General features: G+C 73.1%; 22 protein-coding genes. 14 read left to right on the top strand and 8 right to left on the bottom strand.

All coding sequences use genetic code 11. The annotated features are described in order from the left end of the window. Nucleotides 1-37: 37 nt before the first annotated feature. From CHB94_RS18525 to CHB94_RS18490, 8 genes are all read left to right on the top strand, one after another. Nucleotides 38-2,413 (top strand): DUF6049 family protein, encoded by a 2,376-nt coding sequence (locus CHB94_RS18525; protein WP_089338038.1) that lies wholly within the window; start codon nt 38-40, stop codon nt 2,411-2,413. A 26-nt stretch (nt 2,414-2,439) separates the two neighbouring features. Continuing rightward, nucleotides 2,440-4,410 carry a murein biosynthesis integral membrane protein MurJ gene (gene murJ / locus CHB94_RS18520; RefSeq protein ID WP_254920759.1) on the top strand — a complete coding sequence of 657 codons (1,971 nt, stop codon included), beginning with the start codon at nt 2,440-2,442 and terminating at the stop codon, nt 4,408-4,410. 83 nt (nt 4,411-4,493) lie between these two features. Beyond that, nucleotides 4,494-6,215, top strand: a complete 1,722-nt coding sequence (locus tag CHB94_RS18515) for a hypothetical protein (RefSeq protein ID WP_089338077.1) — start codon at nt 4,494-4,496, stop codon at nt 6,213-6,215. A 76-nt stretch (nt 6,216-6,291) separates the two neighbouring features. Continuing rightward, on the top strand, nt 6,292-7,311 hold the full coding sequence (gene trxB / locus CHB94_RS18510; protein WP_254920758.1) for a thioredoxin-disulfide reductase: 1,020 nt from the start codon (nt 6,292-6,294) through the stop codon (nt 7,309-7,311). Nucleotides 7,312-7,443: 132 nt separating this feature from the next. Further along, complete coding sequence (gene trxA, locus CHB94_RS18505; protein WP_089338036.1) at nt 7,444-7,770, top strand: thioredoxin; 327 nt, start codon at nt 7,444-7,446, stop codon at nt 7,768-7,770. A gap of 180 nt (nt 7,771-7,950) precedes the next feature. Next, on the top strand, nt 7,951-9,096 hold the full coding sequence (locus CHB94_RS18500; protein ID WP_089338076.1) for an N-acetylmuramoyl-L-alanine amidase: 1,146 nt from the start codon (nt 7,951-7,953) through the stop codon (nt 9,094-9,096). A 190-nt stretch (nt 9,097-9,286) separates the two neighbouring features. Beyond that, nucleotides 9,287-10,714 (top strand): aminotransferase-like domain-containing protein, encoded by a 1,428-nt coding sequence (locus CHB94_RS18495; RefSeq protein ID WP_217899373.1) that lies wholly within the window; start codon nt 9,287-9,289, stop codon nt 10,712-10,714. Continuing rightward, nucleotides 10,711-11,709: a D-alanine--D-alanine ligase family protein gene (locus tag CHB94_RS18490; RefSeq protein ID WP_089338035.1), complete on the top strand. Its 999-nt coding sequence runs from the start codon at nt 10,711-10,713 to the stop codon at nt 11,707-11,709. The genes CHB94_RS18495 and CHB94_RS18490 overlap by 4 nt, the downstream gene beginning before the upstream one ends. Nucleotides 11,710-11,832: 123 nt before the next feature. On the opposite strand, the gene CHB94_RS18485 is transcribed toward CHB94_RS18490, so the two are convergent. The 8 genes from CHB94_RS18485 to rpmH all read right to left on the bottom strand — a co-directional run bounded on the left by CHB94_RS18485 (nt 11,833) and on the right by rpmH (nt 17,499). Next, nucleotides 11,833-12,918, bottom strand: a complete 1,086-nt coding sequence (locus tag CHB94_RS18485) for a ParB/RepB/Spo0J family partition protein (protein ID WP_089338034.1) — start codon at nt 12,916-12,918, stop codon at nt 11,833-11,835. A gap of 28 nt (nt 12,919-12,946) precedes the next feature. Continuing rightward, nucleotides 12,947-14,014, bottom strand: a complete 1,068-nt coding sequence (locus tag CHB94_RS18480) for a ParA family protein (protein ID WP_089338033.1) — start codon at nt 14,012-14,014, stop codon at nt 12,947-12,949. 103 nt (nt 14,015-14,117) lie between these two features. After that, nucleotides 14,118-14,732, bottom strand: coding sequence for a 16S rRNA (guanine(527)-N(7))-methyltransferase RsmG (gene rsmG / locus CHB94_RS18475; protein WP_254920757.1), 615 nt, complete (start codon nt 14,730-14,732; stop codon nt 14,118-14,120). Between the two features lie 59 nt (nt 14,733-14,791). Further along, nucleotides 14,792-15,460, bottom strand: coding sequence for a Jag family protein (locus CHB94_RS18470; RefSeq protein WP_254920756.1), 669 nt, complete (start codon nt 15,458-15,460; stop codon nt 14,792-14,794). Nucleotides 15,461-15,557: 97 nt separating this feature from the next. Beyond that, complete coding sequence (yidC, locus tag CHB94_RS18465; RefSeq protein WP_089338031.1) at nt 15,558-16,610, bottom strand: membrane protein insertase YidC; 1,053 nt, start codon at nt 16,608-16,610, stop codon at nt 15,558-15,560. Further along, nucleotides 16,603-16,956 (bottom strand): membrane protein insertion efficiency factor YidD, encoded by a 354-nt coding sequence (yidD, locus tag CHB94_RS18460; protein WP_089338030.1) that lies wholly within the window; start codon nt 16,954-16,956, stop codon nt 16,603-16,605. The genes yidC and yidD overlap by 8 nt, the downstream gene beginning before the upstream one ends. Then, nucleotides 16,953-17,360: a ribonuclease P protein component gene (gene rnpA / locus CHB94_RS18455; RefSeq protein ID WP_089338029.1), complete on the bottom strand. Its 408-nt coding sequence runs from the start codon at nt 17,358-17,360 to the stop codon at nt 16,953-16,955. The genes yidD and rnpA overlap by 4 nt, the downstream gene beginning before the upstream one ends. A 1-nt stretch (nt 17,361) precedes the next feature. Beyond that, nucleotides 17,362-17,499 carry a 50S ribosomal protein L34 gene (rpmH, locus tag CHB94_RS18450; RefSeq protein ID WP_040338882.1) on the bottom strand — a complete coding sequence of 46 codons (138 nt, stop codon included), beginning with the start codon at nt 17,497-17,499 and terminating at the stop codon, nt 17,362-17,364. 690 nt (nt 17,500-18,189) lie between these two features. Between rpmH and dnaA the strand changes: the two genes are divergently transcribed. The 6 genes from dnaA (at nt 18,190) to CHB94_RS18420 (ending at nt 25,995) form a co-directional block, all read left to right on the top strand. Then, a complete protein-coding gene (gene dnaA, locus CHB94_RS18445) occupies nt 18,190-19,947 on the top strand; it encodes a chromosomal replication initiator protein DnaA (protein ID WP_089338028.1) in 1,758 nt (585 codons plus the stop codon). Nucleotides 19,948-20,954: 1,007 nt separating this feature from the next. Further along, nucleotides 20,955-22,109, top strand: a complete 1,155-nt coding sequence (gene dnaN / locus CHB94_RS18440; RefSeq protein ID WP_089338027.1) for a DNA polymerase III subunit beta — start codon at nt 20,955-20,957, stop codon at nt 22,107-22,109. Nucleotides 22,110-22,230: 121 nt separating this feature from the next. Further along, nucleotides 22,231-23,163, top strand: a complete 933-nt coding sequence (gene gnd, locus CHB94_RS18435; RefSeq protein WP_089338026.1) for a phosphogluconate dehydrogenase (NAD(+)-dependent, decarboxylating) — start codon at nt 22,231-22,233, stop codon at nt 23,161-23,163. Between the two features lie 171 nt (nt 23,164-23,334). Continuing rightward, a complete protein-coding gene (recF, locus tag CHB94_RS18430; RefSeq protein ID WP_089338025.1) occupies nt 23,335-24,513 on the top strand; it encodes a DNA replication/repair protein RecF in 1,179 nt (392 codons plus the stop codon). Beyond that, complete coding sequence (locus CHB94_RS18425; protein WP_089338024.1) at nt 24,510-25,010, top strand: DciA family protein; 501 nt, start codon at nt 24,510-24,512, stop codon at nt 25,008-25,010. Before recF ends, CHB94_RS18425 begins: the two co-directional genes overlap by 4 nt. Nucleotides 25,011-25,035: 25 nt before the next feature. Then, nucleotides 25,036-25,995 carry a hypothetical protein gene (locus CHB94_RS18420; RefSeq protein WP_089338023.1) on the top strand — a complete coding sequence of 320 codons (960 nt, stop codon included), beginning with the start codon at nt 25,036-25,038 and terminating at the stop codon, nt 25,993-25,995. Nucleotides 25,996-26,036: the final 41 nt, after the last annotated feature.

Genomic DNA, 26,036 nt, shown 5'->3' with positions numbered 1-26,036 from the left:
GCGTCAGGTGGCCGGTGAGCGCCGGCGAGGAGGTGTGGTGACGCGGACGGCGCTGTTCCGCGCCGCCGCCGCCCCCCTGTCCGCCACGGCGGTGGGTGTCACCGCGCTGGGTCTGGCGCTCGGCGTCCCCGCCGCGCCGGCGCTCGCCGCGCCCGCCGACATCCCGGTCGTGGCCGCTCCCGCGGAGAGCGCAGCCCCGAACGTCGCCACCGATGTCGACCGGCCCGTCCGGATCGCGGTCGGCCGCTTCGAGCCGCGGACCATCACCCCCGGGTCGGTCGTGACCGTCACCGGGACACTGACCAACACGGGGCCGACCACGATCACCGATCTGAGCCTGCGGCTGCAGCGCGGCGCCGTCCTCACGACGCGCGCCGAGCTGGCCGCCGATCAGGAGGACCCCGACCCGGCGACCGCCGTGGTGCCGCCGTTCCAGCAGGTTCCCGGCGAGCTCGCCCCGGGCGACGAGCTCGCGTTCAACTACACGCTGCCCGCCGAGGAACTCCGGCTCGCCGAGGACGGCGTCTACCCGGTGCTGCTCAACGTCAACGGGGCCGTGGACGGCGTCGAGCAGCGGCGGGTCGGTGAGCTGCCCACGTACGTGGTGCAGCAGCCGCCGGTGCCCACCACACGGACCGCCGTCGCCTGGCTGTGGCCCATCGCCGAGCCCTCGCACCGCAAGCCCTCGGGCGGGTTCCGGGACGACGGGCTCGCCGAGTCCGTCGACACCGGTGGACGCCTGGACCGTGCGCTGGCCGTGATCGAGCGGCTGCCCGGCGGGCTGCCGGCCGGCGGCAGCGACGCGCCGCCGATCGAGGTGACGCTGGCCGTCGACCCGGCGCTGGTGGAGGAGCTGCAGCTGATGGCCGGCGGGCCCTACGAGGTCGGCGGCGAGGCAGGACGGGGTACCGAGGCGGCCGCGGCGTTCCTCGAGCGACTCACCGCGGTCGCGGCCGTCCACCCGGTGGTCGCCCTGCCCTACGGCGACGTGGACGCCGACGCTCTGGTCGGCGCCGGGATTCCCGACGTCCTCACCCGCAGCCTGCCCGGCACGCCCGACGGAACCGCCCAGGACCCACCGGGGACCACCCCGACCGAGGACGGTGCCGCGGCGACGTCCTCCGCCACGGGGCCCACGGACGCCGCAGCACCGGAGACGGAGGAGTCGGCGGAGGGTGCCGGAGCGGCCATCCTCGCCGAGGCCCTCGACGTCGAGCCGCGCACGGACCTCGCCTGGGCCCCGGGGGGATCGTTCCGCGCCGGCACCCTCCCGACCCTGCAGGCCGGCGGTGTCGGCCAGGTCGTCCTGGGCGCGGGCGGGCTGACCGACGGGGACGACGCGGTCGGCCTCTCCGACCCGACCGCGACCGCCCGGACCACCGTGGCCACCGCCGAGGGGCCGCTCGACGTCCTCGTCGCCGACCCCGGGCTGGGTGGTCTCGTCAGCTCCGTGGAGGAGGCAGCCGGTGGCGCGCGCATGGCTGAGCAGCGCTACCTCGCCGAGCTCGCCGCCCTCACCATGCAGGCTCCGGACGGGACGGAACAGACCGTGCTGGTCGCCCCGCCCCGCGAGGTGGACGCCGTGCCCGAGGGCGCCGGCGCGATGATGACCGACATCGGCAGCCTGCCGTGGCTGCGCCCGTCGACCGTGGCGGAGCTGTCCGCCGGCGCCGCGGCGCCGGCCGGTGAGCTCGCCGATCCGGCCGACGCGCCTGGCCTGGACCCCGCCGGGATGGCCGATGTGGTGGCGGGCGTCGCGGTCCGGGACGACCTGGCCGGTGCGGTGGTCGGGGACGCCGACACCGCCCTGCGCAGCTACGACGCGGCGATCTCGCGGGCCGCGTCCGCAGGCCGCCGGGACGACCCCGAGGAGATGCGGGCGGTCGCGAACTCCCTGCGCACCTTCCTGGAGCAACTGCGCGGCCAGGTGACGCTGTTGGCCCCGGCCGATGGCACCTACAGCCTCGGCTCCAGCGAGGCGCCGCTCGTGCTCACTGTGCGCAACGACCTCCCGGTGACCGTGCAGGTGCTGCTCGACGTTCGGACCCGCGGGAGCCGTGGCCTGTCCATCGGGGAGATCGGCCTCCAGACGCTGGCCCCGGGTGAGCGTTCCACCCTCCAGGTGCCCACCGAGGTGCACCAGTCCGGCGGATTCGCCGTCCGCGCACAGTTGACGACGCCCGCCGGCGGCCCGCTCGGCGACCAGATCTCCCTGCAGGTCAAGAGCACCGCGTACGGCCCGATCTCGCTCATCATCACCGTGGGGGCGGCCGCCCTGCTCGGCCTGCTCTTCCTCCGCCGGTTGGTCCACTTCGTCCTCCGGCGCCGCCGGGCGGCAGCGGACGCCGCTCCGCCGGCGGTAGCGCCGGAGGGCGCCGCCCTCCAGCCACCGCCCAACCGGAGCCCGGTGTGAGGGCCGATCCGGAGGACGAACGACCCGTGGCCCCCGACCCGGGCGGCCTGGCCGAGGACGACGTGCGCAGCGGGCGCCCGCCGGTACCTCCACCGGTTCGCCGGGCCCCCGCCAATGCCGACGGCCCGGCCCTGCCGCCTCCCCCCTACCGCGCCGCTCCGCCGCCGTCGGCGCCGTTCGCCGACCCGACACACGGATCCCCGCAGCCCGCGCCACGGCCCGTGCCACGGCCGTTGCCGCCCCTGCCGCCCCTGCGCGCGGCCCGGGGGCGCTGGGTGCCTGCCGCGGACGACAGCCACACGCAGGTGATGACGTCTCTCCCCCCGGTCCCGCGCGGGCCGGCAGCGGAGACCGACGAGGACGCCGACCGGCGCGAGGGCGCACCGGGTGCGGCGGGCGGGATCCTGCGCGCCGCGGGGACGATGGCGGTCGCCACGCTCGTCTCCCGCATCACCGGCCTCCTCCGGACGATGGTCCTGGTCGCCGCGCTGGGCGTGGGCGCGGTCGGGGACGCCTACAACACCGCGAACACCCTGCCGAACATCGTCTACGAACTCCTCCTGGGGGGCGTGCTCGCCTCCGTCGTCGTCCCGCTGCTGGTGCACGCCCAGGAGCGCGACAGCGACGGCGGCACGGCCTACGCGCAGCGGCTGAGCACGATCGCGCTCAGCGGGCTCGTCGTCGTGACGGCGGTGGCCATCCTGGCCGCTCCGCTCCTGACCCGGCTCTACGGCATCGTGGACGACCCGGAACAGGTGCGGCTGGCCAACTGGCTGGCCCGCATCCTGCTGGTCGAGATCGTCTTCTACGGCGTCGGCGCCCTGGCCCAGGCGATCCTGAACTCCCGCGGCGTCTTCGGGCCGCCGGCGTGGGCGCCGGTGCTCAACAACGTCGTCGTGATCGCCACCGGCCTGCTCTTCCTGGCCGCCGGCGGCCCCGGGGAGCTGACCCCGGTGACCATCACGCCCGGCCAGGTCTGGCTGCTCGGGATCGGCACCACGCTCGGCATCGCGGTCCAGGCGCTGGTCCTGCTGCCGCTGCTGCGGGGCGTCGGTGTCCCGGTGCGTCCCCGTTGGGGCCTGAAGAACACCGGGCTGCGCGAGGCCGGCACGCTGGGGCTCTGGGTGATCGGGTACTCCGCGGTCAGCGCGATCGGCGTCGCCGTGGCGATGCGCATCGCCAACGCCGCCGGGCGCGCCGGCGGCCTGGGCTCGCTGGCGTTCGCCAACGCGAGCCTGCTGTTCCAGATGCCCTACGGGATCATCGGCGTCGCACTCCTCACCGCGCTCCTGCCCCGCATGAGCCGCGCCGCTGCGCGGCACGACTTCCCGGCCGTGATCCAGGACCTCTCGCTCGGCACCCGGCTCTCCGCCCTCGGGCTCCTGCCGGTCACCGCCGCGCTGATCGTCCTCGGCCCCGCACTGGGCGTCCTCGCCTTCGCCCGGGGCGAGACGACGGCCGAACAGGCCGCGGGGATCGGCACGGCCCTGGCCATCGGGGCCTTCGGACTGCTGCCCATGGCGGTGACGCTGCTCCAGCTGCGGGTCTTCTACGCGATGAAGGACGCCCGCACCCCGACGCTGATCCAGATCGGCATGGTCGCCGTCCGCGTACCGCTGCTGCTGGCCGTCCCGGCGGTCGTCGGGCCCGACTTGGTCGTCGCCGGCCTGATGCTGGTGACCAGCATCACCTACGTGGTCGGCTGGGTGATCGGCGACGTCGCCCTCCGCCGCCGGCTCGGCGGCCTGCGCACGCGGGAGACGTTCGGGCCGGTCCTGCGCATGGCCGCGGCCGCGCTGATCGCGGGCGGCGCGGGGCTGCTCGTCCGGAACGTGACCGATGACCTCGTCGGCACGTCCGCCACAGGCTCGCTCGTGACGGTGCTGGTCGGTACCGTGGTCATCGGCGGCGTGGCGCTCGCGGGTCTGGTGCTGGCCCGCGTCCCGGAGATCAAGCAGCCCCTGGCAGCGATCAGGGCCCGGACGGGACGCGGATGACCGGACCCACGCGGGATGTGACGCCGCCGTCTCCGGAGCGCTCGCGCCGGCGGTCGGAACAGGACAGGAGGTCGACAGTGTCGATGACATCGACGACCACCGGCCTTCCCGACCGCTACCGCCCACTCGACCAGGTCGGCCCCGACGAGCCCACTCCCACCGGCGTCATCCAGTGCTGGCGGGCCAAGGACCGCGTCCTCAACCGCGACGTCGCCATCCGGGTGCACACCCCGGCCGGCCCCGCCGCACACGCCTGGATCAGCCGCGCGCTGACCGCCGGCGGGCTGGCCACCCCGGCTCTGGCCATGGTCTATGACGCCTCCGAAGGCTCCGGCGACCCGCAGACCCCGGGCGGCGCCGCCTACGTCGTCAACGAGTGGATCGACGGCGAGACCCTCGCCGAGCGGCTCGCCCGCGGCCCGATGCCCGATCGCGAGGCCCGGACGGTGCTGCGACGCCTCGCCGAGGGGGTCGCCGAAGCACACCGGGTCGGCCTCGCCGTCGGCGGGCTCACCCCCGACAACGTCGTCCTGCGCCCGAACGGCCTCGTCGGCCTGCGGGCCGTTCCCGCCGCGACCGGCAGCATCGACGGCGACATCGCCGCCCTCGGCGCACTCCTCGAGGCCTGTCTGACCGGCCTGGACCCGGCCCACCCCGGGCCGCGCACCGTCTCGGGGCCGTCGGACCTCGTGGCGCTGGTCCGCCGCGCCCGGTCCACCGAACCGGGACAGGGCCTGTCCAGCGTCGCCGCGATGGCCTCGCTGCTCGCGGAGCGGTCCCGCCCCGGCCCCCTCACCCCGGCCGCCCGCGCGGAGGAGACCGACAGCGGTTGGCTGCGCCGGCTGCGCGACCGCCGGCCCGACCAGGCCTCCGACCACCCCGACGGCGGGGGCGCGACGCGCGCCGTGGCGAGCGCCGAGCCCGTCCGTCTCCACCCGCACGCGCGACCGCCCGTTCCTCCCGTGCGGCCGGTCACCAGCGCCCCGCCGGCCCCCGGTTCCCTCGGCGGCGACACGATCGACGCCGACACCGTCGCCCCGGCCACCGGCGCCTACGCCGGGTCGGTCTCCGCCACCCCCGACCGCTACGACGACGAATCCCTCGCGGTGCTCGGCGACGCAGCGGACCACGAGGGGCCGGCCACCGGTGAGAACGATCTCGACGACGACGCGGCCAAGCGCCGCCGCATGCTCTTCATCGCGCTGCCGCTGCTCGCCCTGCTGATCGTCGTGGCGCTCGCCTGGTGGATCGGCGACAAGGTGCTGTCCGTCGCCGGGGAGGTCGAGGAGGTTCCCGGCTCGACCCCCTCGGTGAGCGCGCCCGCGCCGCAGACGGGGGGCGCCGCCGTCCCGGCCGGGGAGACCGTGCCGATCGCCTCGGGCGCCGTGTACGACCCGGGCGGCGACGGCGAGCCCGAGAACACCCGCGCCGTCCCGCGTGCTTTCGACGGCGACCCCTCCACCTCATGGTCGACCCTGGAGTACCGCGGTTCACCGGCCTTCGGCAACCTCAAGGACGGCGTCGGGCTCCTGCTGGACCTGGGGCAGAAGCAGGAGCTCGGGGCGGTCACCCTCACCAGCTCCGCCCCCGGTGCGACGGTGGAGATCCGCACCGGGAACTCCCCCGACGGCGACCTGGACGACTTCGCCGTCGCCGCCGACGGGACGGTCGAGGAGGAGACGCAGCTCAGCTTCGAGGAGCCGGTCTCCGCCCGTTACGTGCTGGTCTGGATCACCGGGCTGGTGCCCAGCGAGAACGGCTTCTCCGCGGACATCGCCGAGGTCACCGTCCACGCAGCCGGCTGAGGAAGGTGGAAGGACCCCGTCCCGGGAGGGGGTCGCTGACAGGAGGCCGGGGAATGCCGCCCCTACGATCCTCGTTGTGCCGCCCGTGACGAACCATCCCAGCCCTGGCCCCGCCGTGACCACCGGCGAGATCGAGGACCCCGTGATCCCGCCGGCCGAGCGCGACGGCATCCGTGACCTCATCATCATCGGCTCCGGGCCCGCCGGTTACACCGCGGCCACGTACGCCGCCCGCGCGAACCTCCACCCCCTGGTGTTCGAAGGATCGCAGTTCGGCGGCGCGCTCATGACCACCACCGAGGTCGAGAACTTCCCCGGCTTCCCCGAGGGCATCCAGGGTCCCCAGCTCATGGACGACATGCGCACCCAGGCCGAGCGCTTCGGGGCCGAGCTGGTCGCCCGCGACGTGACCGAGGTCGACCTCACCGTCGACCCGAAGATCGTCAAGGTGGGCAGCGAGGTGCACCGCGCCCACGCCGTGATCGTCGCCACCGGCTCCAAGTACCGCTACCTGGGTCTGGAGAACGAGCAGCGTCTGCTGGGCCGCGGTGTGTCGGCCTGTGCCACCTGCGACGGCTTCTTCTTCCGCGACCAGGACATCGTGGTCGTCGGTGGTGGTGACTCCGCGATGGAGGAGGCCACCTTCCTCACCCGCTTCGCCAAGAGCGTCACCGTCGTCCACCGGCGGCCCGAGCTCCGCGCGTCCAAGATCATGCAGAAGCGCGCGCAGGACAACGCCAAGATCCGCTGGGCGCTGGGCAAGCAGGTCACCGATGTGCTCGGCGAGACCACCGTTGACGGCGTCCAGATCACCGACGTCGAGAGCGGCGCCACCGAGACGATGCCGGTCACCGGCCTGTTCGTCGCCATCGGTCACGACCCACGGAGCGAGTTGTTCGCCGGCCAGCTGAAGCTGGACGACGAGGGCTACATCCAGGTCGAGCACCCCACCACGCGCACCAACATCGACGGCGTCTTCGCCTGCGGTGACGTGGTGGACCACATCTACCGCCAGGCGATCACCTCGGCCGGCACGGGTGCGGCGGCCGCGATCGACGCCGAGCGCTGGCTCGCCGAGACGTTCGACGAGCGCTAGCGGCCGCCGTGCCGGCGCCCGTCGCGAGCTCGCGAGCGGTGGGGGCAGGGCGGTCCTTCCGGGCATAGAACCACCGTTCTGCGGGTTGACCCCACAGGACGTCAGGCAGTCGAACGAGAGGAAGAACGACCCATGGCAGGCAACACTGTGACGGTCACCGACACCAGCTTCGCCAGCGATGTGCTGGGCAGCGACAAGCCCGTGCTCGTGGACTTCTGGGCGGAGTGGTGCGGCCCCTGCAAGATGGTCGCCCCCGTTCTCGAGGAGATCGCCGCCGAGCACGGCGACAAGCTGACGATCGCGAAGCTCAACATCGACGAGAACCCGCAGATCGCCCGGGACTACCAGGTCATGTCCATCCCGACGATGACCGTCTTCCAGGGCGGCAAGCCGGTGAAGAGCATCATCGGAGCGAAGCCCAAGGGCGCCATTCTGAGCGACCTCGCCGACTACATCTGACAAACACCCCCTGCCCTCCGCCACTCGCGAGCTCGCGTCGGGGCACTGCAGGGGGCCACGGCCTGATCGGGCCCACCCGTCCCACTCGGACAGGTGGGCCCGACGGCGTTCCGGGGCCCCCACCGGGCCGGCCGGACAGGGGGGGACGACAATCGCTCCACGATGGGAACCGACAGCCGCATGCAGATCCTGAGGCTCGGCGACCGTGGCCCGGCGGTGGCAGACGTCCACGCCGCGTTGCGCAGCCTGGGCCTCCTTCCTGCCGACGGCGCCACGGGCGGGATGACGGCCGCCGAGCCGATCCTCGAGCACGCCGAGTTCGACGCCGCGACCGAGCTGGCCGTCCGGCACTTCCAGCAGGTGCGCGGCCTCTCGGTCGACGGCCGGGTCGGCGAGGAGACCTACCGCGCGCTGAACGAGGCCCGCTGGTCCCTGGGTGACCGGCTCCTGCGCTACGACCCCGAGCGGCCGATCCGGGGCGACGACGTGATCAGCCTGCAGGAGCGGGTGCACGAGCTCGGCTACGACGCCGGACCGGTGGACGGCGTCTTCGGTCCCGAGACGGAAGTCGGCCTGCGGGCCTTCCAGCGCGACTACGGGCTCACCGCCGACGGCACGTGCGGCCCGGCCACCCTGCGTGCGCTGCGCCAGCTCGGGCGCAAGGTGACCGGCGGTCGGCCACAGCTGCTCCGGCAGAGCGCTTCGTTCGTGGACAGCGGGCCGCACCTGATCGGTCGTCGCATCGTCGTCGACCCGGGGCACGGCGGCGAGGACACCGGCTACACGGAGGGGGAGACCACCGAGGCGGACCTGGTCTTCGATCTCGCTTCGCGGATCGAGGGACGGCTGGCGGCGGCGGGCGCGACGGTGTACCTCACGAGGGGCCGCCACCAGAACCCGTCTCCGGCCGAGCGCACCGCCTTCGCCAACGACGCCCGCGCGGACCTGTTCATCGCCCTGCACCTGGACGCCCACAGTTCCGAGCACGCCCGCGGGGTCGCCAGCTACTACTACGGCACCGGCTCCGGGGCGTCCTCGACGGTCGGGGAGCAGTTCGCCAACCTGGCCCGCCGGGAGGTCGTCGCGCGCACGGGCATGCTCGACCTGGGCTCGCACTCCAAGACCTGGGACCTGCTGCGGATGACCCGCATGCCGGCGGTGCGGCTGGACTGCGGCTACCTCTCCCACTCGGTCGACCGCCTGCTGCTGCTCGACGCCCGGGTGCGCAGCGCCATCGCCTCCGCGGTCCTCGCCGCCGTCCAGCGCCTCTACCTGCCCGCCGAGGCCGACCCCCCCACGGGAACGTTCGTCCTGCCGGGCGTCTGACCGACTGGTCGCGCCCGGTGGGGTCGGAGGGCATCACGCTGTCGTCCTCCGGACGACACCGCCGCCACGAGCCGTCCCCCGGCCGCCGAGCCGCTGCATCGTGCCTGCGCGATTCCTGATGGTCACCCCGGGCCGGCTGCTCCTGGGGCGAGTCGGTGAGGCGACGACGCCTCTCCCTACACTCGTGAAGGTGCCTACCACCCCGTCCGGCTCGCCTGCCGGTTCCGGTCAGCCGGGGACGCACCTGACGCACGGTGCGCATCCCCATGTCGTGCCGCGGCACCCGCGGCTGGACCCCCTGGCCGACCGGTACGCAGCACGCACCCACGGCATGAAGAGCTCGGAGATCCGGGCACTGTTCTCCGTGGTGAGCCGGCCGGAGGTCGTCTCCCTGGCCGGCGGCATGCCGGCGGTGACCGCCCTGCCCCTCGACGCCGTGGGCTCGATGATCGGTGAGCTCGTGTCCGGCATGGGCGCCCAGACCCTGCAGTACGGCTCCGGCCAGGGCGATCCTCGGCTGCGCGAGCGCATCTGCGACGTGATGGCCCTGGAAGGGATCACGGACGCCTCACCCAGCGAGGTCGTCGTGACCGTGGGCTCGCAGCAGGGGCTCGACCTGGTCACCCGGGTGTTCTGCGACCCGGGCGACGTCATCCTGGCCGAGGGCCCCTCCTACGTCGGGGCGCTCGGCGTCTTCCAGGCGGCCGAGGCCCGCGTCCGGCACGTCCCCATGGACGAGCACGGGCTGATCCCCGAGGCGCTCGAGGAGGCGCTCGTCGACTGCCGCGCCAATGGCGACCGGGTCAAGTTCCTCTACACCGTGCCCAACTTCCACAACCCGGCCGGCGTGACCCTCTCCGAGCCGCGCCGCGAGGCCATCGTGGCCATCGCCGAGAAGCACGACCTGCTGATCATCGAGGACAACCCCTACGGTCTGCTCGGCTTCGAGCACGAGCCGATGCGCGCCCTGCGGGCCCGCAACAACCAGCGGGTCGTCTACCTGGGCTCGTTCTCCAAGACGTTCTCCCCGGGCCTGCGCGTCGGTTGGGTGCTCGCGCCGCTCGCCGTCCGGGAGAAGCTGGTGCTGGCCACCGAGGCGCAGGTGCTCTGCCCCCCGTCGCTGACCCAGTACGCCGTCGCCCGCTATCTGGACACCCAGCCGTGGCGGGAGCAGATCAAGCTGTTCACCGAGCTCTACCGCGAACGCCGCGACGCCACGCTCGAGTCCCTGGCCGCGCTCATGCCGGCCGGCACCGCCTGGACCCGACCCGACGGCGGCTTCTACGTGTGGCTGAAGCTGCCGCACGGGCTGGACGCCAAGCTCATGCAGCCGCGTGCGGTCAACGCGCACGTGGCGTACGTGCCGGGCATCGGCTTCTTCGCCGACGGCAACGGTCGCGAGTTCATGCGCTTGTCCTACTGCTACCCCGAGCCGGACCAGATCCGCGAGGGCGTGCGCCGGCTGGCTCGCGTCATCGAGGCCGAGCTGGACCTGCACTCCACCTTCGACACCGTCGACACCGGCACCTTCCGCGCCATCGCCCGCCCCGGCGCCGGAGACGCGGCCGAGACGATCGTCGGGCCGGCCAACAGCGACACCTACGAGGACCGCCGATGAGCGACACCGCCCCCGCATCCGCCGCCGCACCGGCCGGGGAGGCGCGTTCCGGCTTGCGGGCCGTCGTCCTCAGCGGGGGGCTCAACTTCGAGCGGGAGGTCAGCCTCTCCTCGGGCACCCAGGTGGTGGAGGAGCTGACCCGTGCCGGCCTGGACGCCGAGATCCGGGACGCCGACCCCGACCTCCTCCCGGGCCTGGCCGCGTCCCCCGCCGACGCCGTGTTCATCGCCCTGCACGGGGCGACGGGGGAGGACGGCGCCCTCCGGGCAGTGCTGGAGATGGCCGGTGTCCCGTACGTCGGCTCCCCGGCCGCGGCGTGCCGGCTGGCGTGGGACAAGCCGGCCGCGAAGTCCGTCGTCCGCGCCGCCGGGGCCACCACGCCCGACTGGGTCGCGCTGCCGCACAGCACGTTCCGGGAGCTGGGTGCCGGTGCCGTGCTCGACCTGATGGTCGCCCGGCTCCGGTTGCCGCTGATCGTCAAGCCGGCATCCGGCGGGTCCGCGCTCGGGGTGCAGAAGGTGAGCAGCGTGGAGGAGCTGCCGGCCGCGATGGTCAGCTGCTTCGCCTACGGCGACACGGTCATGGTGGAGCGCTACATCGAGGGCACCGAGCTCGCGATCTCCGTCGTCGACCTGGGGGAGGGGCCGCAGGCCCTGCCGGCCGTCGAGATCGTCCCCGCGTCAGGGGTCTTCGACTACACCGCGCGCTACACCCCCGGGCTCACCGAGTACCACGTGCCGGCGCGCGTCTCCGACGACGTCGCTGCGCGCGCCGCGGCGCTCGCGGTCCAGGTGCACCAGGCGCTCGGGTTGGCCGACCTGTCCCGCACCGACGCGATCGTCTCCCCGGACGGTGCGGTGCACTTCCTCGAGGTGAACGTCTCGCCCGGGCTCACGGAGACCTCCATGTTCCCCATGGCGCTGGAGGCGGCCGGCTTCGACCTCGGTGAGGTCTTCGCCCAGCTGCTCGGTCGGCGGGCGGCGTCCGCGCACTGAAGAGGACCCGTCCTCCCCACCCCTCGTAGTAGGACCCCTGCAGGGGCCCGGCCCTGGCCCTGGGCCGAAGGCCGACTTCCGTCAGTGACGGAAGTCGGCCTTCATCGTGAGGGCGGTCGAAGATCAGGCCTCGGGGCGGCGACCGGTGATCTCCGGGGCCATGACGCCGATGATCCGCTGGAGGTCGTCGACGGATCCGAACTCGACGACGATGCGACCCTTGGCGCGGCCGATCTGGATCTTGACCTTCGTCTCGAACCTGTCGGACAGCCGGGACCCCAGCTCCTCGACCCCCGGGGCGCTGATGTTGCGGGCACGGCGCTTGGCGGTCGGCCGCTCGGCGGCGGCCATCGCGACCGCCTCCTCCGTGGCCCGGACCGACATCCCCTCGGCGACGATGCGCGTGGCGAGGGCGTCCTGCGCCTCGGCGTCCGGTAGGCCGAGGAGCGCCCGGGCGTGACCGGCGGAGATGACACCGGCAGCGACGCGGGTCTGCACCTTCACCGGCAGCTTCATCAGGCGGATGGTGTTGGTGACCTGCGAGCGGCTGCGGCCGATCCGGCTGGCGAGCTCCTCGTGGGTGGCCCCGAACTCCTCCAGCAACTGCTGGTAGGCCGCGGCCTCCTCCAGCGGGTTGAGCTGGACGCGGTGGATGTTCTCCAGGAGCGCGTCGCGGAGCATGGCGTCGTCAGTGGTGTCCCGGATGATCGCGGGTACCGTGTCCAGACCGGCCGCACGCGCCGCCCGTAGCCGGCGCTCGCCCATGATGAGCTCGTAGCCGACTCCGCCGTCGTCCCGGGCGGTCTCGCGGACGACGATCGGCTGGAGCAGACCGAACTCGCGCACCGAGTGGCTGAGTTCCTCCAGGGCCTCGTCGTCGAAGACCTGCCGAGGCTGCTTCGGGTTCGGGACGACGTCGGAGACCGACACCTCGCGGAGCTGCGCGCCGGGCACGCCGACCGCGCCGACACCGTCGTCCACTGCGGGCGTGGCCGTCTCGGGCATCGTCAGGGGCGTCGGCTGGCGCGTCATCTCGGGGCTCGACTCGGCCGCCGGGGGAGCGGGCACCAGCGCGACCGCCGGAGCATCCGGCGTGGCGGACGGCGGTGCTGCCGTCGCGGGTGCGGCCGCTGCCGGGAATTCGGCCGGGGGAGCGCTGGTGGGAATGAGGGCCGCCAGGCCCCGGCCCAGTCCGCCGCGCTTGCTCATGACCGCTCTCCGCTCACCCGTGGGTTGCTCACTGGCTCTCCTGCGTACTGACTGCGTGCTGTTCCCCGTCGTCGACGGAGAGGGCGGCGACCGGGGGAGCGGCCGTGACGCCGGCCATGCCGGAGCGGTCGAGCGGCGGCAACGCGGCCCCACGCTCGGCGAGCTGCCGGGCTGCCTCGACGTAACTGGTGGAGCCTCGGGAGCCCGGGTCGTAGGTGAGCACCGACTGCCCGTAGCCCGGCGCCTCGGAGACCCGGACGTTGCGGGGGATGACCGCCGGCAGCACCAGGTCCCCGAAGTGGTTCCGCACCTCGTCAGCGACCTGGTCGGCGAGCTTGGTCCGGCCGTCGTACATCGTGAGCAGGATCGTCCGGACCGAGATCCCGGGATTGAGGTGCTGGCGCACGAGATCGATGTTGTTGAGCAGCTGGCCCAGCCCCTCGAGCGCGTAGTACTCGCACTGGATGGGGATGAGCACCTCGTCCCCGGCGACCAGGGCGTTGAGCGTGAGCAGCCCGAGGGACGGCGGGCAGTCGATCAGCACGTAGTGCGGTCGCTGCTCCGCGGGGAGCGCGTGGATGTAGGCCTCGATCGCCCGGCGCAGCCGGTGCTCACGAGCGACCACGGAGACCAGTTCGATCTCGGCGCCGGCCAGGTCGATCGTGGCGGGCACGCAGAGCAGCTTCGGGCTCGCCGTCGTCGGGTGCACGACCTCGCCCAGCGAGCTGTCCCCCACCAGGGCGTCATAGACCGAGGGAGTGCCCACCGTGTGCTCGACGCCGAGGGCGGTGCTGGCGTTCCCCTGCGGATCGAGGTCGATGACCAGCGTGCGAAGGCCGTAGAGGGCCAGGGCCACGCCCAGGTTCACCGTGGACGTCGTCTTGCCGACGCCGCCCTTCTGGTTGGCGATGGTGATGACCCGGATCCGGCTCGGTGCGGGGAACGGATCCTGGTCGGCGGCGTGCAGTACCCGCGTCGCCCTGAGGGCTTCCATGGCGATCGGGCTGTCGAAGTCGGCCATGCCGCTGGAGGAGGAGGCGGAGGACGACTGGTCGGCAGCGAGGCTGCTGCGCAGCCGTTCGCCGGGGTCGGTCATCGCGGGTCCTTCCTGCCGATCCGTTTCACGTGGAACGCCGGTGACGAGTGGCTGCACCCGTTCCACGTGGAACAGCGACCGGGCGTCGGGTGCGCGGGCGCCGTCACCGTGCCCCGCGCGTCATGACCACCACGGTAGTGGCAGCGTTGCCCAGCTCCGCGCCGACGGCCCGCGGATGCACGTTCCGCATTCCTGCCGCCTCCAGCTCGGCGACCATGCCCGGGAGCTCCTCGAGCGCGCGGGCGCCCACGAGGGCGACCAGCTGGCTGCCCGGTCGCATCAGGCCGCGGCACCAGCCCACCAGCCGCGGCAGGGGCGCCACGGCCCGTGCGGTGACGACGTCGATCTCGCCCACCGCGGCGGCCACGGCACGCTCCTCGGCGCGCCCGCGGAGCACCCGCCAGCGCCGCCGACCCTCCGGCGGGAGGGCTGCGACGACCTCCTCGAGGAACTCCACGCGGCGTGCCATCGGCTCGACCAGGGTGAGGGCGACGTCCGGCCGGGCGAGCCCCAAGGGGATCCCCGGCAGGCCGGCCCCGCTGCCGACGTCGACCACGCGGGCACCCTCGGGAACGGCCTCGGCCACGGCGGCGCTGTTGAGCACGTGCCGCTCCCACAGCCGGGACACTTCCCGTGGACCGATCAGGCCCCGGACGACCCCGCCGGAGGCGAGCCGGGCGACGTACTCCTCGGCCAGCGGCAGAGCGCCAGCGAACACCCGCTCCGCGCTCGGTGGGGGCGGCGGCGGCTCGTCCCCTGCCGGGGCGGCACGCGCGGTCACTTGTCGGGCAGGACCACGACGCGACGGTTCGGCTCCTCGCCCTCGGACTCGCTGTGCACCCCCGGGGACGACGCGATGACGTCGTGCACGACCTTGCGCTCGAAGGGGTTCATCGGCGCGAGACGCTCCGGCTGCCGGCTGGCTGCAACCCGGCGGGCGGTCTCCCCGGCCAACGCGGTCAGGTCGGCACGGCGCCTGGCCCGGAACTCACCGATGTCGAGCATGAGGCGACTGCGCACGCCCGTGGACTGCGCCACGGCGAGCCGGGTCAGCTCCTGGAGAGCCTCCAGCGTGGCCCCGTCGGGACCGATGAGGTCGGTCAGCTTTCCCCCGACGATCGCCACCGAGGCGCGGTCGCCCTCGACGTCGAGGTCGATGTCGCCATCCTTGTCCAGGATGTCCAGCAGGCGCTCGAGGTAGTCGCCGGCGACGTCCCCCTCCCGCACGAGCAGGTCGTCGTCCCCTTCGGCCTCATCCGTCCCGGTGGTCACGGGCTCGACGACGGCATCGTCGCTGATCGCGTCGGCGTCCGGCAGCGCGGACTCGGCCGGGTCTCCGCTGCCGGCCTCGGCGTCGGGGGACGGGCTGAGGACGGTGTCGCTGGTGGCTTCAGCGGTCAGCATGGTCGGCTGCGCGCCGTCGGTGGGCTGCTGCGGAGCACTCACGGGGGGTTCCTCCCAGGTCGGTGCGGGCGGCCGGGCGAACCCGGTGGTCGGTGGGCCGGCGGAGCCGGCGGGCGTCGGTCAGGACGCGGAAAGCGGGTCAGCGGCGCTTGCGCTTGCCCCGGTTCGGCGGTGACTGACCCGCAGCGGTCGAACCCCCGGGTTTCCCGCCCGACGGCCTGCCGTTCCCGGTGCCACCGTCCGCCGACGGTGCGCTTCCGCCGACCGGGGGGGTGGTCGGCGGGGTGGCCGGGCGACCGCCCTTGGGACGGACCGGCTTGGCACCCGGCTTGGGGGCCAGCGTCTTCGGGTCGATGGCCGGCTTCTCCGCGGCGGCCTTGGCCTTCGCGGCGTCGGATCCGGGCGGGGGCATCTTGCGCAGGATGAAGAACTGCTGGCCCAGAGTCCACAGGTTGTTGGTGAACCAGTAGAGGAGGACGCCGATCGGGAAGAGGAAGCCCGAGACGAACAGGCCGGCCGGCATGACGTACAGCAGGATCTTCTGCACCATCGCGGCCTGACCCTCGACCGGGCCGGAGCGCTTCATGATCTGCTTCTGCGTGAAGTACGTCGTGAAGCACATGATCACGATCAGCACGAACGCGACGATGCGGATGTTCGTGTAGGTGACGCCCTCGATGTCGAGGATCGCCTGCTCCTTGGCGCCGTCCATGTTGAACGACGACGAGATCGGCGCGCCGAAGAGCTTTGCCTTGGCCGCCTCGTCGGTCAGCTCGTCGGACCAGCTGTACAGGCCCTCCTTGCCGGGGGCGAGCCTGCGGAGGACGTGGAAGAGCGCGAGGAAGACCGGGATCTGCGGCAGGATCGGCAGGCAGCCGGCCAGCGGATTGACCCCGCGCTCCTTCTGCAGCGCCATCATCGCCTGGCTCAGGCCCTGCCGGTCGCTGCCGTACTGCTTGCGGAGCTTGGCCATCTCCGGCTGGAGCTCCTGCATCGCCCGCTGCGACTTGATCTGCTTGACGAACAGCGGGAAGAGGATCACCCGGATGGTGACGACGAGGAACACGATCGCCAGGACCCAGGTCAGGCCACCCAGGCCCGACTCGGGAGGGGGGTCACCGAAGACGAGGTTCCACAGCGAGTGCCACCGCGCCATCACCCAGGAGATCGCGGTGTACAACCAGTCAAGCAACGGAGGACTCCTCGTTCGCCCGGCGGAGGTCCCGCGGGGTGGCTCGGTGGGAACGTCGGGCGGTGGCTCCCGGGGCGGGCACCGCTGTGCTCGACGAGTGACCCGCCTCTCCGGTTCCGGGACGGCGGTCGGTCCCCGGGACGAGATCGACGCCGCCGGGGTGCCAGGGGGCGCACTTGACGAGCCGGCGCAGCGCCAGCCACGTCCCGCGGGCGGCCCCGTGGCGTTCGACGGCCTCGGCCGCATAGGCGCTGCAGGTGGGATGGAAGCGGCAGCGCGGCGGCAGTGCCGGACTGATGGCCCGGGAGTAGAAGCGAATGGCCGACATCAGCGCTCTGGCGATCATGAGCGGGTGACCCCGCTGCCGAGCAGCCGGTCGAGGCCGGCGGTGAGGTCGCGGCGCAGCACGTCCGACGACGCCGTCCCGGCCTCCGGGCGGGCACGGACCACGAGGTCGGCCGACCCGGGCAGCCGGTGCAGTTCTTCCCGCACCACCGCGCGCAGGCGCCGGGTCACGCGATGGCGGACCACCGAGTTGCCGACAGCCTTGCCGACCACGAAACCGGCCCGGGCGCCGGGCGGGGGCACGGTGCTCGACGCATGAGCATCGGACACAGGACCACCGCCCGACTGCTCGGGCCGTTCAGAGAGGTAGTGGAGCACCATGGTCGGCCGCCCGGCGCGCCTGCCGGACCGGACGACCGCGGTGAACTCCGGACGCCGGCGCAGGCGTGCCTGCGCGGGCAACACGTCAGGCGGAGAGCTTCTCGCGACCCTTGCGCCGACGGCCGGCGAGGATCGCCCGGCCCGCGCGGGTGCGCATCCGCAGCCGGAAGCCGTGGGTCTTCGACCGGCGGCGATTGTTCGGCTGGAACGTGCGCTTGCTCACGAGGTACTCCCACTACACGACATCGGCGGTGCACACCCGCCGGTAGGCGGGCGTGCGGAGGGTGGCCGGAACCCACGGCGACGTGCCGCATCCCGACGACCCCGAAAGCTGGTCACTGCGGAGCGGAACACTGCACCCGCCATCTGCGCAGCGGGGCTGCACGGATGGACACGGCGTCCGGAACCGTCCACAGACTCCCGCCAGCATAGCCGAGGATGCGCTGCTGCCGGAGACCGGGCGGATCGCGACCACCGATGATTCCCCCGAGAGGGACCCCGCCGCGAGCGGCACGCCGCAGCCGCCGCGCCGGGGCGCGGCGGCCGAGCGTTGCCGGGCTGTGGACGGGGCTGTTAGCGTCGCCGTCGCTCCGCGTCGGACGACAGGGTCACGGCGCGCGGGCCGACCCCGTCGGTCAACCGACCGCCGAATCGTCCGTTCGTCCGTCCGAACCGGCCCCTGACCTGCAGAGATGCAGACGGGGCCGTGCCCGGAGCGAGGCCGGGCAGCATCCGTCGCCGGGCGTGCACAGCCTGTGGACACCCGTGTGGACGCAGTGCGTCCGTTCATCCACAACGGGTGGTCCGGCCGACCGCCGCCCGGTGTCGGAGGTGCCGGGCGCGAGCGGACGAGCGGGTGCGCCGGAAGGACCCGGAACCGCCGGGGTCGACACCATCGGGAGGAAGAAACGGCATGGCCGATGCCACGCTGGACCTGGCGACCGTCTGGGACCAGATCCGCGAGCGGCTGGCGACGAGCCTGTCCCCTCAGCAGAACGCGATGCTCAACCTCACCCGCCCACTGGGCCTGGTGGAGGACACCGCCGTTCTCGCTGCTCCCAACGAGTTCACCCAGACCGTGCTCGAGTCGCGCATGCGCCGGGTGCTGGCCGAGGCGCTGTCCGAGCAGTTCGGTCGCGACATCCGCGTCGCCGTGCAGCTGGAGGACTCGCCACCGGAGTCGGCGCCCGAGTCCCGCGACGAGGGGCCGACCCGCCGTCCGTGGTCGGCGGCCGAGGCAGCGCTGGAAGCACGGCGCGCCGAGGAGGACCGCGCCAGCCGCGACCGCGCCGACGACGGGCGCAGCGCATTCGGCGTCCGGACCGACGCGGTCCGATCCGCGCCCTGGGATCGGGAATCCTCGGACGAGGTGACCGCCCGGGTCGACCCCGAGGTGCGCGAGCTGCGCCCGCCCGACCGCGCGCCGGTCGACCGCGGGGCACCCGAGGACTGGGCGACCACGACGTGGGGCGCCGAACCGGGCACCGGCCGCGACTGGGGCGGTTCCGACGACGGCCGGTCGGCCGACGTCCTGCCCTTCGACCTCGACGGTCCTGCAGCGGAGCAGCGCGGCCGGGCCACCGGTGGTGGGACGGGCCGGGGACGCCGTCCGGAGTCGGGCCGCCCGGCCGGGTTGACTCCCGGGTTGAACGCCAAGTACGTCTTCGACAGTTTCGTCATCGGCAACAGCAACCGGTTCGCCCATGCCGCGGCCGTGGCCGTCGCGGAAGCGCCGGCCCGGGCCTACAACCCGCTGTTCATCTACGGGGAGTCCGGGCTGGGGAAGACCCACCTGCTGCACGCCATCGGGCACTACGCGGCGCGGATGTTCCCGAACGTGAAGGTGCGCTACGTCAGCACCGAGGAGTTCACCAACGAGTTCATCAACCTGGTGCACTCGGGCCGGGCCGAGGACTTCCGCCGTCGCTACCGGGACATCGACTTCCTGCTGATCGACGACATCCAGTTCCTCGAGCGGGCCGAGCGCACGCAGGAGGAGTTCTTCCACACGTTCAACACGCTGCACAACGCCAGCAAGCAGATCGTGATCACCTCCGACCGGGCGCCGAAGAAGCTGACGACGCTGGAGGACCGGCTCCGCACCCGGTTCGAGTGGGGTCTGATCACCGACGTCCAGGCGCCCGACCTCGAGACCCGTATCGCGATCCTCCGGAAGAAGGCGTGGGGCGAGCGCCTGCAGGTGCCCGACGCGGTGCTGGAGTTCATCGCCAGCAAGGTGCAGACCAACATCCGCGAGCTGGAGGGCGCGCTGATCCGGGTCACGGCGTTCGCCAGCCTCAACAAGCAGCAGGTCGACCTGCCGCTCGCCGAGCTGGTGCTCAAGGACCTGATCAGCGACGAGCAGGGTCCGCAGATCACCGCGGCGATCATCATGGCCGCGACCGCGGAGTACTTCTCCGTGACGATGGAGGAGCTGCAGGGATCCAACCGCAGCCGGACCCTCGTCAACGCCCGGCAGATCGCCATGTACCTGTGCCGGGAGCTCACCGAGCTCTCCCTGCCGCGGATCGGCGCCTCCTTCGGCGGCAAGGACCACACCACGGTCATGCACGCGGTCAAGAAGATCACCAACCTGATGAGCGAGCGCCGCGCGACGTACACGCAGGTCACCGAGCTCACCGCCCGCATCAAGAGCCGCGCTCGGCAGTAGAAGGACCCCGCCCTCCCCACCCCTCGCGCGCTCGGGGCGGTTCCCTGGACGGGGCCGTCCGGACCGCACCGGTCGGGGGTAGTGGCTCCGAGCGGGTCGGGGACGGCACCTGTCGTGCCGAGTGGGCCCGGAGGGTCCGCGCAGGCGCGACTCAACGGCTCAACGGCCTGCGGGACGGCCATTGGCCGCGGGGCCGTCCGGAGGACGACAGGGTTGTTGTCCCAGGAGTTGTCCACAGCGGTGGACAGATGTCGACACAGGCAGTGCCCTCGACGAACGCGGTAGCCACCGGTGTCCGACCGGTGACCGTCATCGACTCATCGAGAAGTTGTCCCCAGGAATGTGCACAGGCTGGGGAGATCCCGTGCCCGGCGGGTCACGGCCGGTCATCGGACTTCGGCCCGCGAACCGTGCCCCGCACCCCGGGTCGACGGTCGTGACAGGCCGCTGACCTGCAGCGATGCTGCCGCGCCCGCCGATCGGCCGCGATCCCGGTGGGCGGTCGCCCCCGGGACCTGGGCACGACCTGGGGATGCAGCCGGGAGACACAGGGGACACAGGGTGGACACGGCGAGGCGACGGTGCACAGCCGTCGAGATGTCCACGTGTCGACAACAGGAGGACGCTGACCACCCACAAGAGGCCAACAGGGCGAACCGGCCGCTGACCAGCACGAACGAGCCCGATCCCCAACATCCACACCCGTGATGACGAGGATGAGGGAGTTATCTCGGAGTTTCTCGAACCCCACTCTGGGTGGGGACGCTGCTCCTGGGAGCCCCAGGAGGAGCGCAGCGAGGAACGGATCCGGGCACCGGATCGAGCTCGCCGTGCTGCCCGGGAAGGGGGAGGACCAGCTCATCGAGGGACGGGGTTTCCCCCCGGGGGACTCCAGCAGGCACGATGAACACCGCACCGACGCCGGGCGCACCTGCGCCCAGTTGCCGGGTCCATGAGGAGCCGTCCCCGCGAGAGGGGCGGCACGCAGAGCTGGGGTGGGTCGAGAGATGAAGTTCCGGGTGGCACGTGAGGTGCTCGCCGACGCCGTCGCATGGACGGCGCGCAGCCTGCCGCCGCGGCCGTCGGTACCGGTCCTGGCCGGGATCCTCCTCGAGATCGAGGGGAACCAGCTGTCGGTCTCCGGCTTCGACTACGAGGTGTCCGCACGAGCGGAGGTCGACGTGCAGGCCACCGAGAGCGGTCGCGTCCTGGTGCCCGGCCGCCTGCTGGCCGAGATCACCCGCGCCCTCCCGCCGCACCCGGTGGACATCACCGCCGAGGGCCCCCGGCTGGCCATCACCTGCGGCAACGCACGGTTCAGCCTTCCGACCCTGCCGGTCGAGGACTATCCGTCTCTGCCGTCGATGCCCTCGTCGGCCGGCCTCGTCGACAGCGACGTGTTCGCCGAGGCGGTCGGACAGGTCGCGGTCGCCGCCGGTCGCGACGACACCCTCCCGATGCTCACCGGCGTGCGCTTGGAGATCGAGGACGACCTGATCACCCTGGCGGCCACCGACCGCTACCGGCTGGCCGTGCGCGAATTCGCGTGGCGCCCGGAGACCTCGGGGGTGTCCGCCGCGGTGCTCGTGCCGGCGCGGACGCTCGCCGACGCGGCGAAGACGCTGACGAGCGGGCCGGAGATCGTGCTCTCCCTGTCCTCGGGCAGCTCCGGTGAGGGCATCCTGGGCCTGTCGGGCAAGGACCGGCAGACCACGACCCGGCTCCTCGATGCGGAGTTCGTGAAGTACCGCGCGATCATGCCGAACGAGTCGAACTCGCACGCGACGCTTCCCGTGGGCCTGTTCACCGACGCCGCGAAGCGCGTGGCCCTCGTCGCCGAGCGCGGCACCCCGCTGCGGTGCGAGTTCACCCCGGGTCAGGTCACCCTGCGCGCGGGCGGGACCGACGAGGAGGGGCAGGCCGAGGAGCGCTGCGACGTCGAGTTCGACGGCGAGCCGCTGACCATCGGCTTCAATCCGACGTTCCTGCTCGACGGACTGGCCGCCGTGCACACCGAGCGGGCCCGCATGGACTTCACCAGCCCGCTGAAGCCCGCCGTGCTCTCCGGCGTCGACGAGCCGGCGGCCGACGACGACGACCGCCCGGCCGAGCGCAGCGGGAGCTACCGCTACCTGATCATGCCGGTACGGCTGCCCGGCTGAAAGAGGACCCTGCTGCCCCCCACCGCTCGCAGGCTCGCGGCGGGCCCCTGCAGCAGGGCCGGGGAACTACGAGCACGATGAAGCACCGACTTCCGAGGGAACGCTGAGAGGGGACGCCGTCGTGCAGCTGGGACTGATCGGGCTGGGCAAGATGGGCGGCAACATGGCCGAGCGGCTGCGCCGCGCCGGTCACGAAGTGGTCGGATACGACCACGATGCGGACAAGCGTGACGTCGACAGCTTGCCCGCCCTGGTCGAGGCGCTGGCCGCGCCGAGGGTCGTGTGGGTCATGGTCCCAGCGGGTGACCCGACCCGGGCCACGGTCGAGGAGCTGGCCGGGCTGCTGAGCCCGGGCGACGTCATCGTCGAGGGTGGCAACTCGAAGTACACCGACGACCAGGTCCACGACGTGCTGTGCCGGGAGAAGGGCATCGGCTACATCGACGCCGGCGTCTCCGGTGGCGTCTGGGGCCTGGAGAACGGCTACGCCCTGATGGTGGGCGGCACCAAGGACGACGTCGCCAAGGTGCAGCCGATCTTCGACGCGCTCCGGCCGCCCGCGCCGGTGGACGAGTCGGGCCAGGAACTGCCGGGCGCGGGCTTCGTGCACGCCGGGCCGGTCGGCGCCGGGCACTTCAGCAAGATGGTCCACAACGGCATCGAGTACGCGATGATGCAGGCCTACGGCGAGGGCTACGAACTGCTCGCCGCCGTCGACCTGATCGAGGACGTCCCCGGTGTCGTCGCGTCGTGGACCCAGGGCACCGTCATCCGCTCGTGGCTGCTGGACCTGCTCGTCCGCGCGCTGCAGGAGGACCCGGGGCTGGAGAAGATCAGCGGCTACGCCGAGGACTCCGGCGAGGGACGGTGGACCGTCGAGCAGGCCATCGAGAACGCCGTCCCGATGCCGACGATCGCGGCCTCCCTGTTCGCCCGTTTCGTCTCCCGGCAGGAGGACTCCCCGACGATGAAGGCGGTCGCGGCGCTGCGGAAGCAGTTCGGCGGGCACGCCGTGCAGGTCGTCCGTGCCCGGGAGGCCGAGCGCCCGGCATGAAAGAGGACCACCCTTCCCCCCACGCCTCGGGGAAGGACCCCCTGAAGGACCTCGCTGCCCCCCACCACTCGCAAGTTCGCGGTGGGACCCTGCACCGAGGCCTCAAGACCCCTCGCAGGCTCGGGGCGGTGCCCCGGACACGGCCTGCCCTGAAGGGCGGCCGTTGCTGACATGTACGTCCGGCATCTGCAGCTCGGGTCGTTCCGCAGCTGGGAGCGGGTGGATCTCGCCCTGGGCCCGGGGCCCACGGTGTTCGTGGGCCGCAACGGCGAGGGCAAGACCAACCTCGTCGAGGCCGTCGGCTACCTCGCGACGATGAGCAGCCACCGGGTCGCCGGCGACGCGCCGATGGTGCGCCACGGCGATCCGCAGGCGGTGGTGCGGGCTGCGCTGCGGCGCGGTGACCGCGAGCTGCTGGTCGAGATCGAGATCAATCCGGGCCGGTCCAACCGGGTGCGGATCAACCGCAACCCGCTGCCACGCCCACGTGAGCTGCTGGGCCTCGTCCGCACGGTGCTGTTCGCCCCGGAGGACCTGGCTCTGGTCCGGGGCGACCCCACCGAGCGGCGCCGCTTCCTCGACGATCTGCTGGTGACCCGCATGCCGCGGCTGGCCGGGGTGCGGGCCGACTACGACCGGGTGCTCAAGCAGCGCAACGCCCTGCTGAAGACCGCGCGCCTGGCTCGCGGCAAGGCGATCGAGACCCTCGACGTCTGGGACGGTCACCTGACCGACCTGGGCGGGCAGCTCCTGGCCGCCCGGCTGCAGCTGATCGCCGACCTCGCGCCGCACATGGCGCAGGCCTACGCCGACGTCGCCGGCGAGGGGGCCGCGCCGGCCGGGCTGGGCTACTCCGCCACCGTCCCTCTCGCCGGGGACGGCGCCGCCGTGTCCCCCGGGGCCCGGGTGTGCTCGGCCGAGGAGCTGACTGCGGCGATGCAGCAGCGGGTCGCCGAGCGGCGGGCGGACGAGCTGGACCGGGGGATGACGCTGGTCGGGCCGCACCGCGACGACCTGGTCATCCATCTGGGGCCCGCACCGGCCAAGGGGTTCGCCAGCCACGGCGAGTCCTGGTCGCTGGCGCTGGCGCTGAAGCTGGCCACGTTCGCCCTCTTGAGAGGTGAGGGCGAGGACCCCATCCTGATCCTGGACGACGTCTTCGCGACCCTCGACGCCGAGCGACGCGCGGCGCTGGCCGCTGTTGCCCGTTCGGCCGAGCAGACGCTGATCACCGCGGCGGTGCTCGAGGACGTGCCTGCCGAGCTGCGCGGTGCCCGTGTCGAGGTCGCCGACGGCTTCGCCGTCATGGTCAAGGACGCGGTCCCGGTGGGTGAGGAGAGGGTGCCGTGACCGACGAGCGGCCCGCACGGCCCAGTGACATCGCCCGAGCTGCGCTGGAGGCGGCGCGGGCGGCCTCGGCCGCGCGCCCGCAACCCACCCGGCGTCGTATCGCCGGCCCGCGCCGGACATGGACCGGCGCCGGGCCCGGCGCCGACGACCCGCAGCCCCTCGGCCGGCTGGTCGACTCGCTGGTGACGGAGCAGGACTGGGCCGAGCGCACCCGGGTCGGTGCCGTGTTCGGGCGCTGGTCGGCGCTCGTCGGGCCCGACATCGCCGAGCACTGCCGCCCGGAGACGCTCACCGAGGGCGAGCTGTTGATCGTGGCGGAGTCCACCGCCTGGGCCACCCAGCTGCGGCTGCTGGCACCGTCGATCCTCGGCAAGCTGCGTGCCCAGGTCGGCGGGGACGTCGTGACCCGGCTGCGCGTTGTCGGACCGACGGCCCCCAGCTGGAAGAAGGGCCCACGCTCGGTGCGTGGGCGGGGACCGCGCGACACGTACGGATAGGACGCCCCATGATCGAGAGGCAGCGATGAGCAGCCCGCGCGACCCCGACCCCGACGACGCCTTCCAGGGCCGCCGCGACGACGGCAGCCACTGGCAGGAACCGGCCCACCTGGGCGGCGAGCAGGACGGGGTCGAGCCCAACATCGCCGACCGCAGGAAGCGACCCAGGGACAGCGACCAGACCTCCGACCGCGAGACCTGGCGGCCGCCGGGCTGGGACCTGCCGACGGCTTCCCCTGACCGCGATCGGTCACCGGAGGTCGACCCGTCCTGGACGCCCCCCGCTTCCCCGCCCCCCGCTTCCCCGCCCCCCGGGCCCCCTCCGGGTTCCGCCCCCGACCGGCCGCGCGGCGGCCTGTTCGGCTCCCGGCAGACGGCCCGGGATCCGGAGATGGAGCGGGCGTTCACCTACGAGGGCGACCCGCTCGGGGCGCAGAGCTGGGCGTTGCAGCACGGCTGGACGATCACCGACGGCAGCGGTCCCGAGGACGCCGTCCTGACGGGCCTGCTGGAGACCGCGCCGGTGCGGCCGGGCAAGGAGGCGCGGCCGGCCGGGGTGCTGCGCGGCCGGGCGGGTGCGGTGGAGCTCGTCGCCTTCGACGTCGTCTATCCGGTGGGCCGCCAGTGGGTGGCGAAGTACGCGATCACCGCGGCGCCGATGCTGGGCGCCGTGCCGACGTTCCGGCTCTCCCCGACGCGGCTGTGGAAGCACCGCACCGGCGGTCTGCTCCCGGTGGTCAGCGGGAACGAGGCGTTCGACAGCCGCTGGCAACTCCTCGCCGCCGAGGACGGGCCCCAGGTACGTCGCCTGGTCCAGGACCCGGCGGTGCAGGGGCTGCTGCTGGGCACCGACGACGGTGACGAGTTCTGGACCGGTGCCGGCCACCTCGCCGCGGTCCGGCTCGACGGCCACCGTCCCCAGCTGATCGAGCACCACAGCCGGCTGCTGACCGCGATCGTCGGTGCCCTCGCCGCCGGCTACTGAAGCGACCGATCCCCTGACCAGCGACGGGCGGTCGGTCGAGC

The organism is Blastococcus mobilis (assembly GCF_900188025.1).
Taxonomy (GTDB): Bacteria; Actinomycetota; Actinomycetes; order Mycobacteriales; family Geodermatophilaceae; genus Blastococcus_B; species Blastococcus_B mobilis.
The sequence above is the reverse complement of the archived record's forward strand: the minus strand, read 5'-3'. Positions and strand labels throughout refer to the sequence as shown.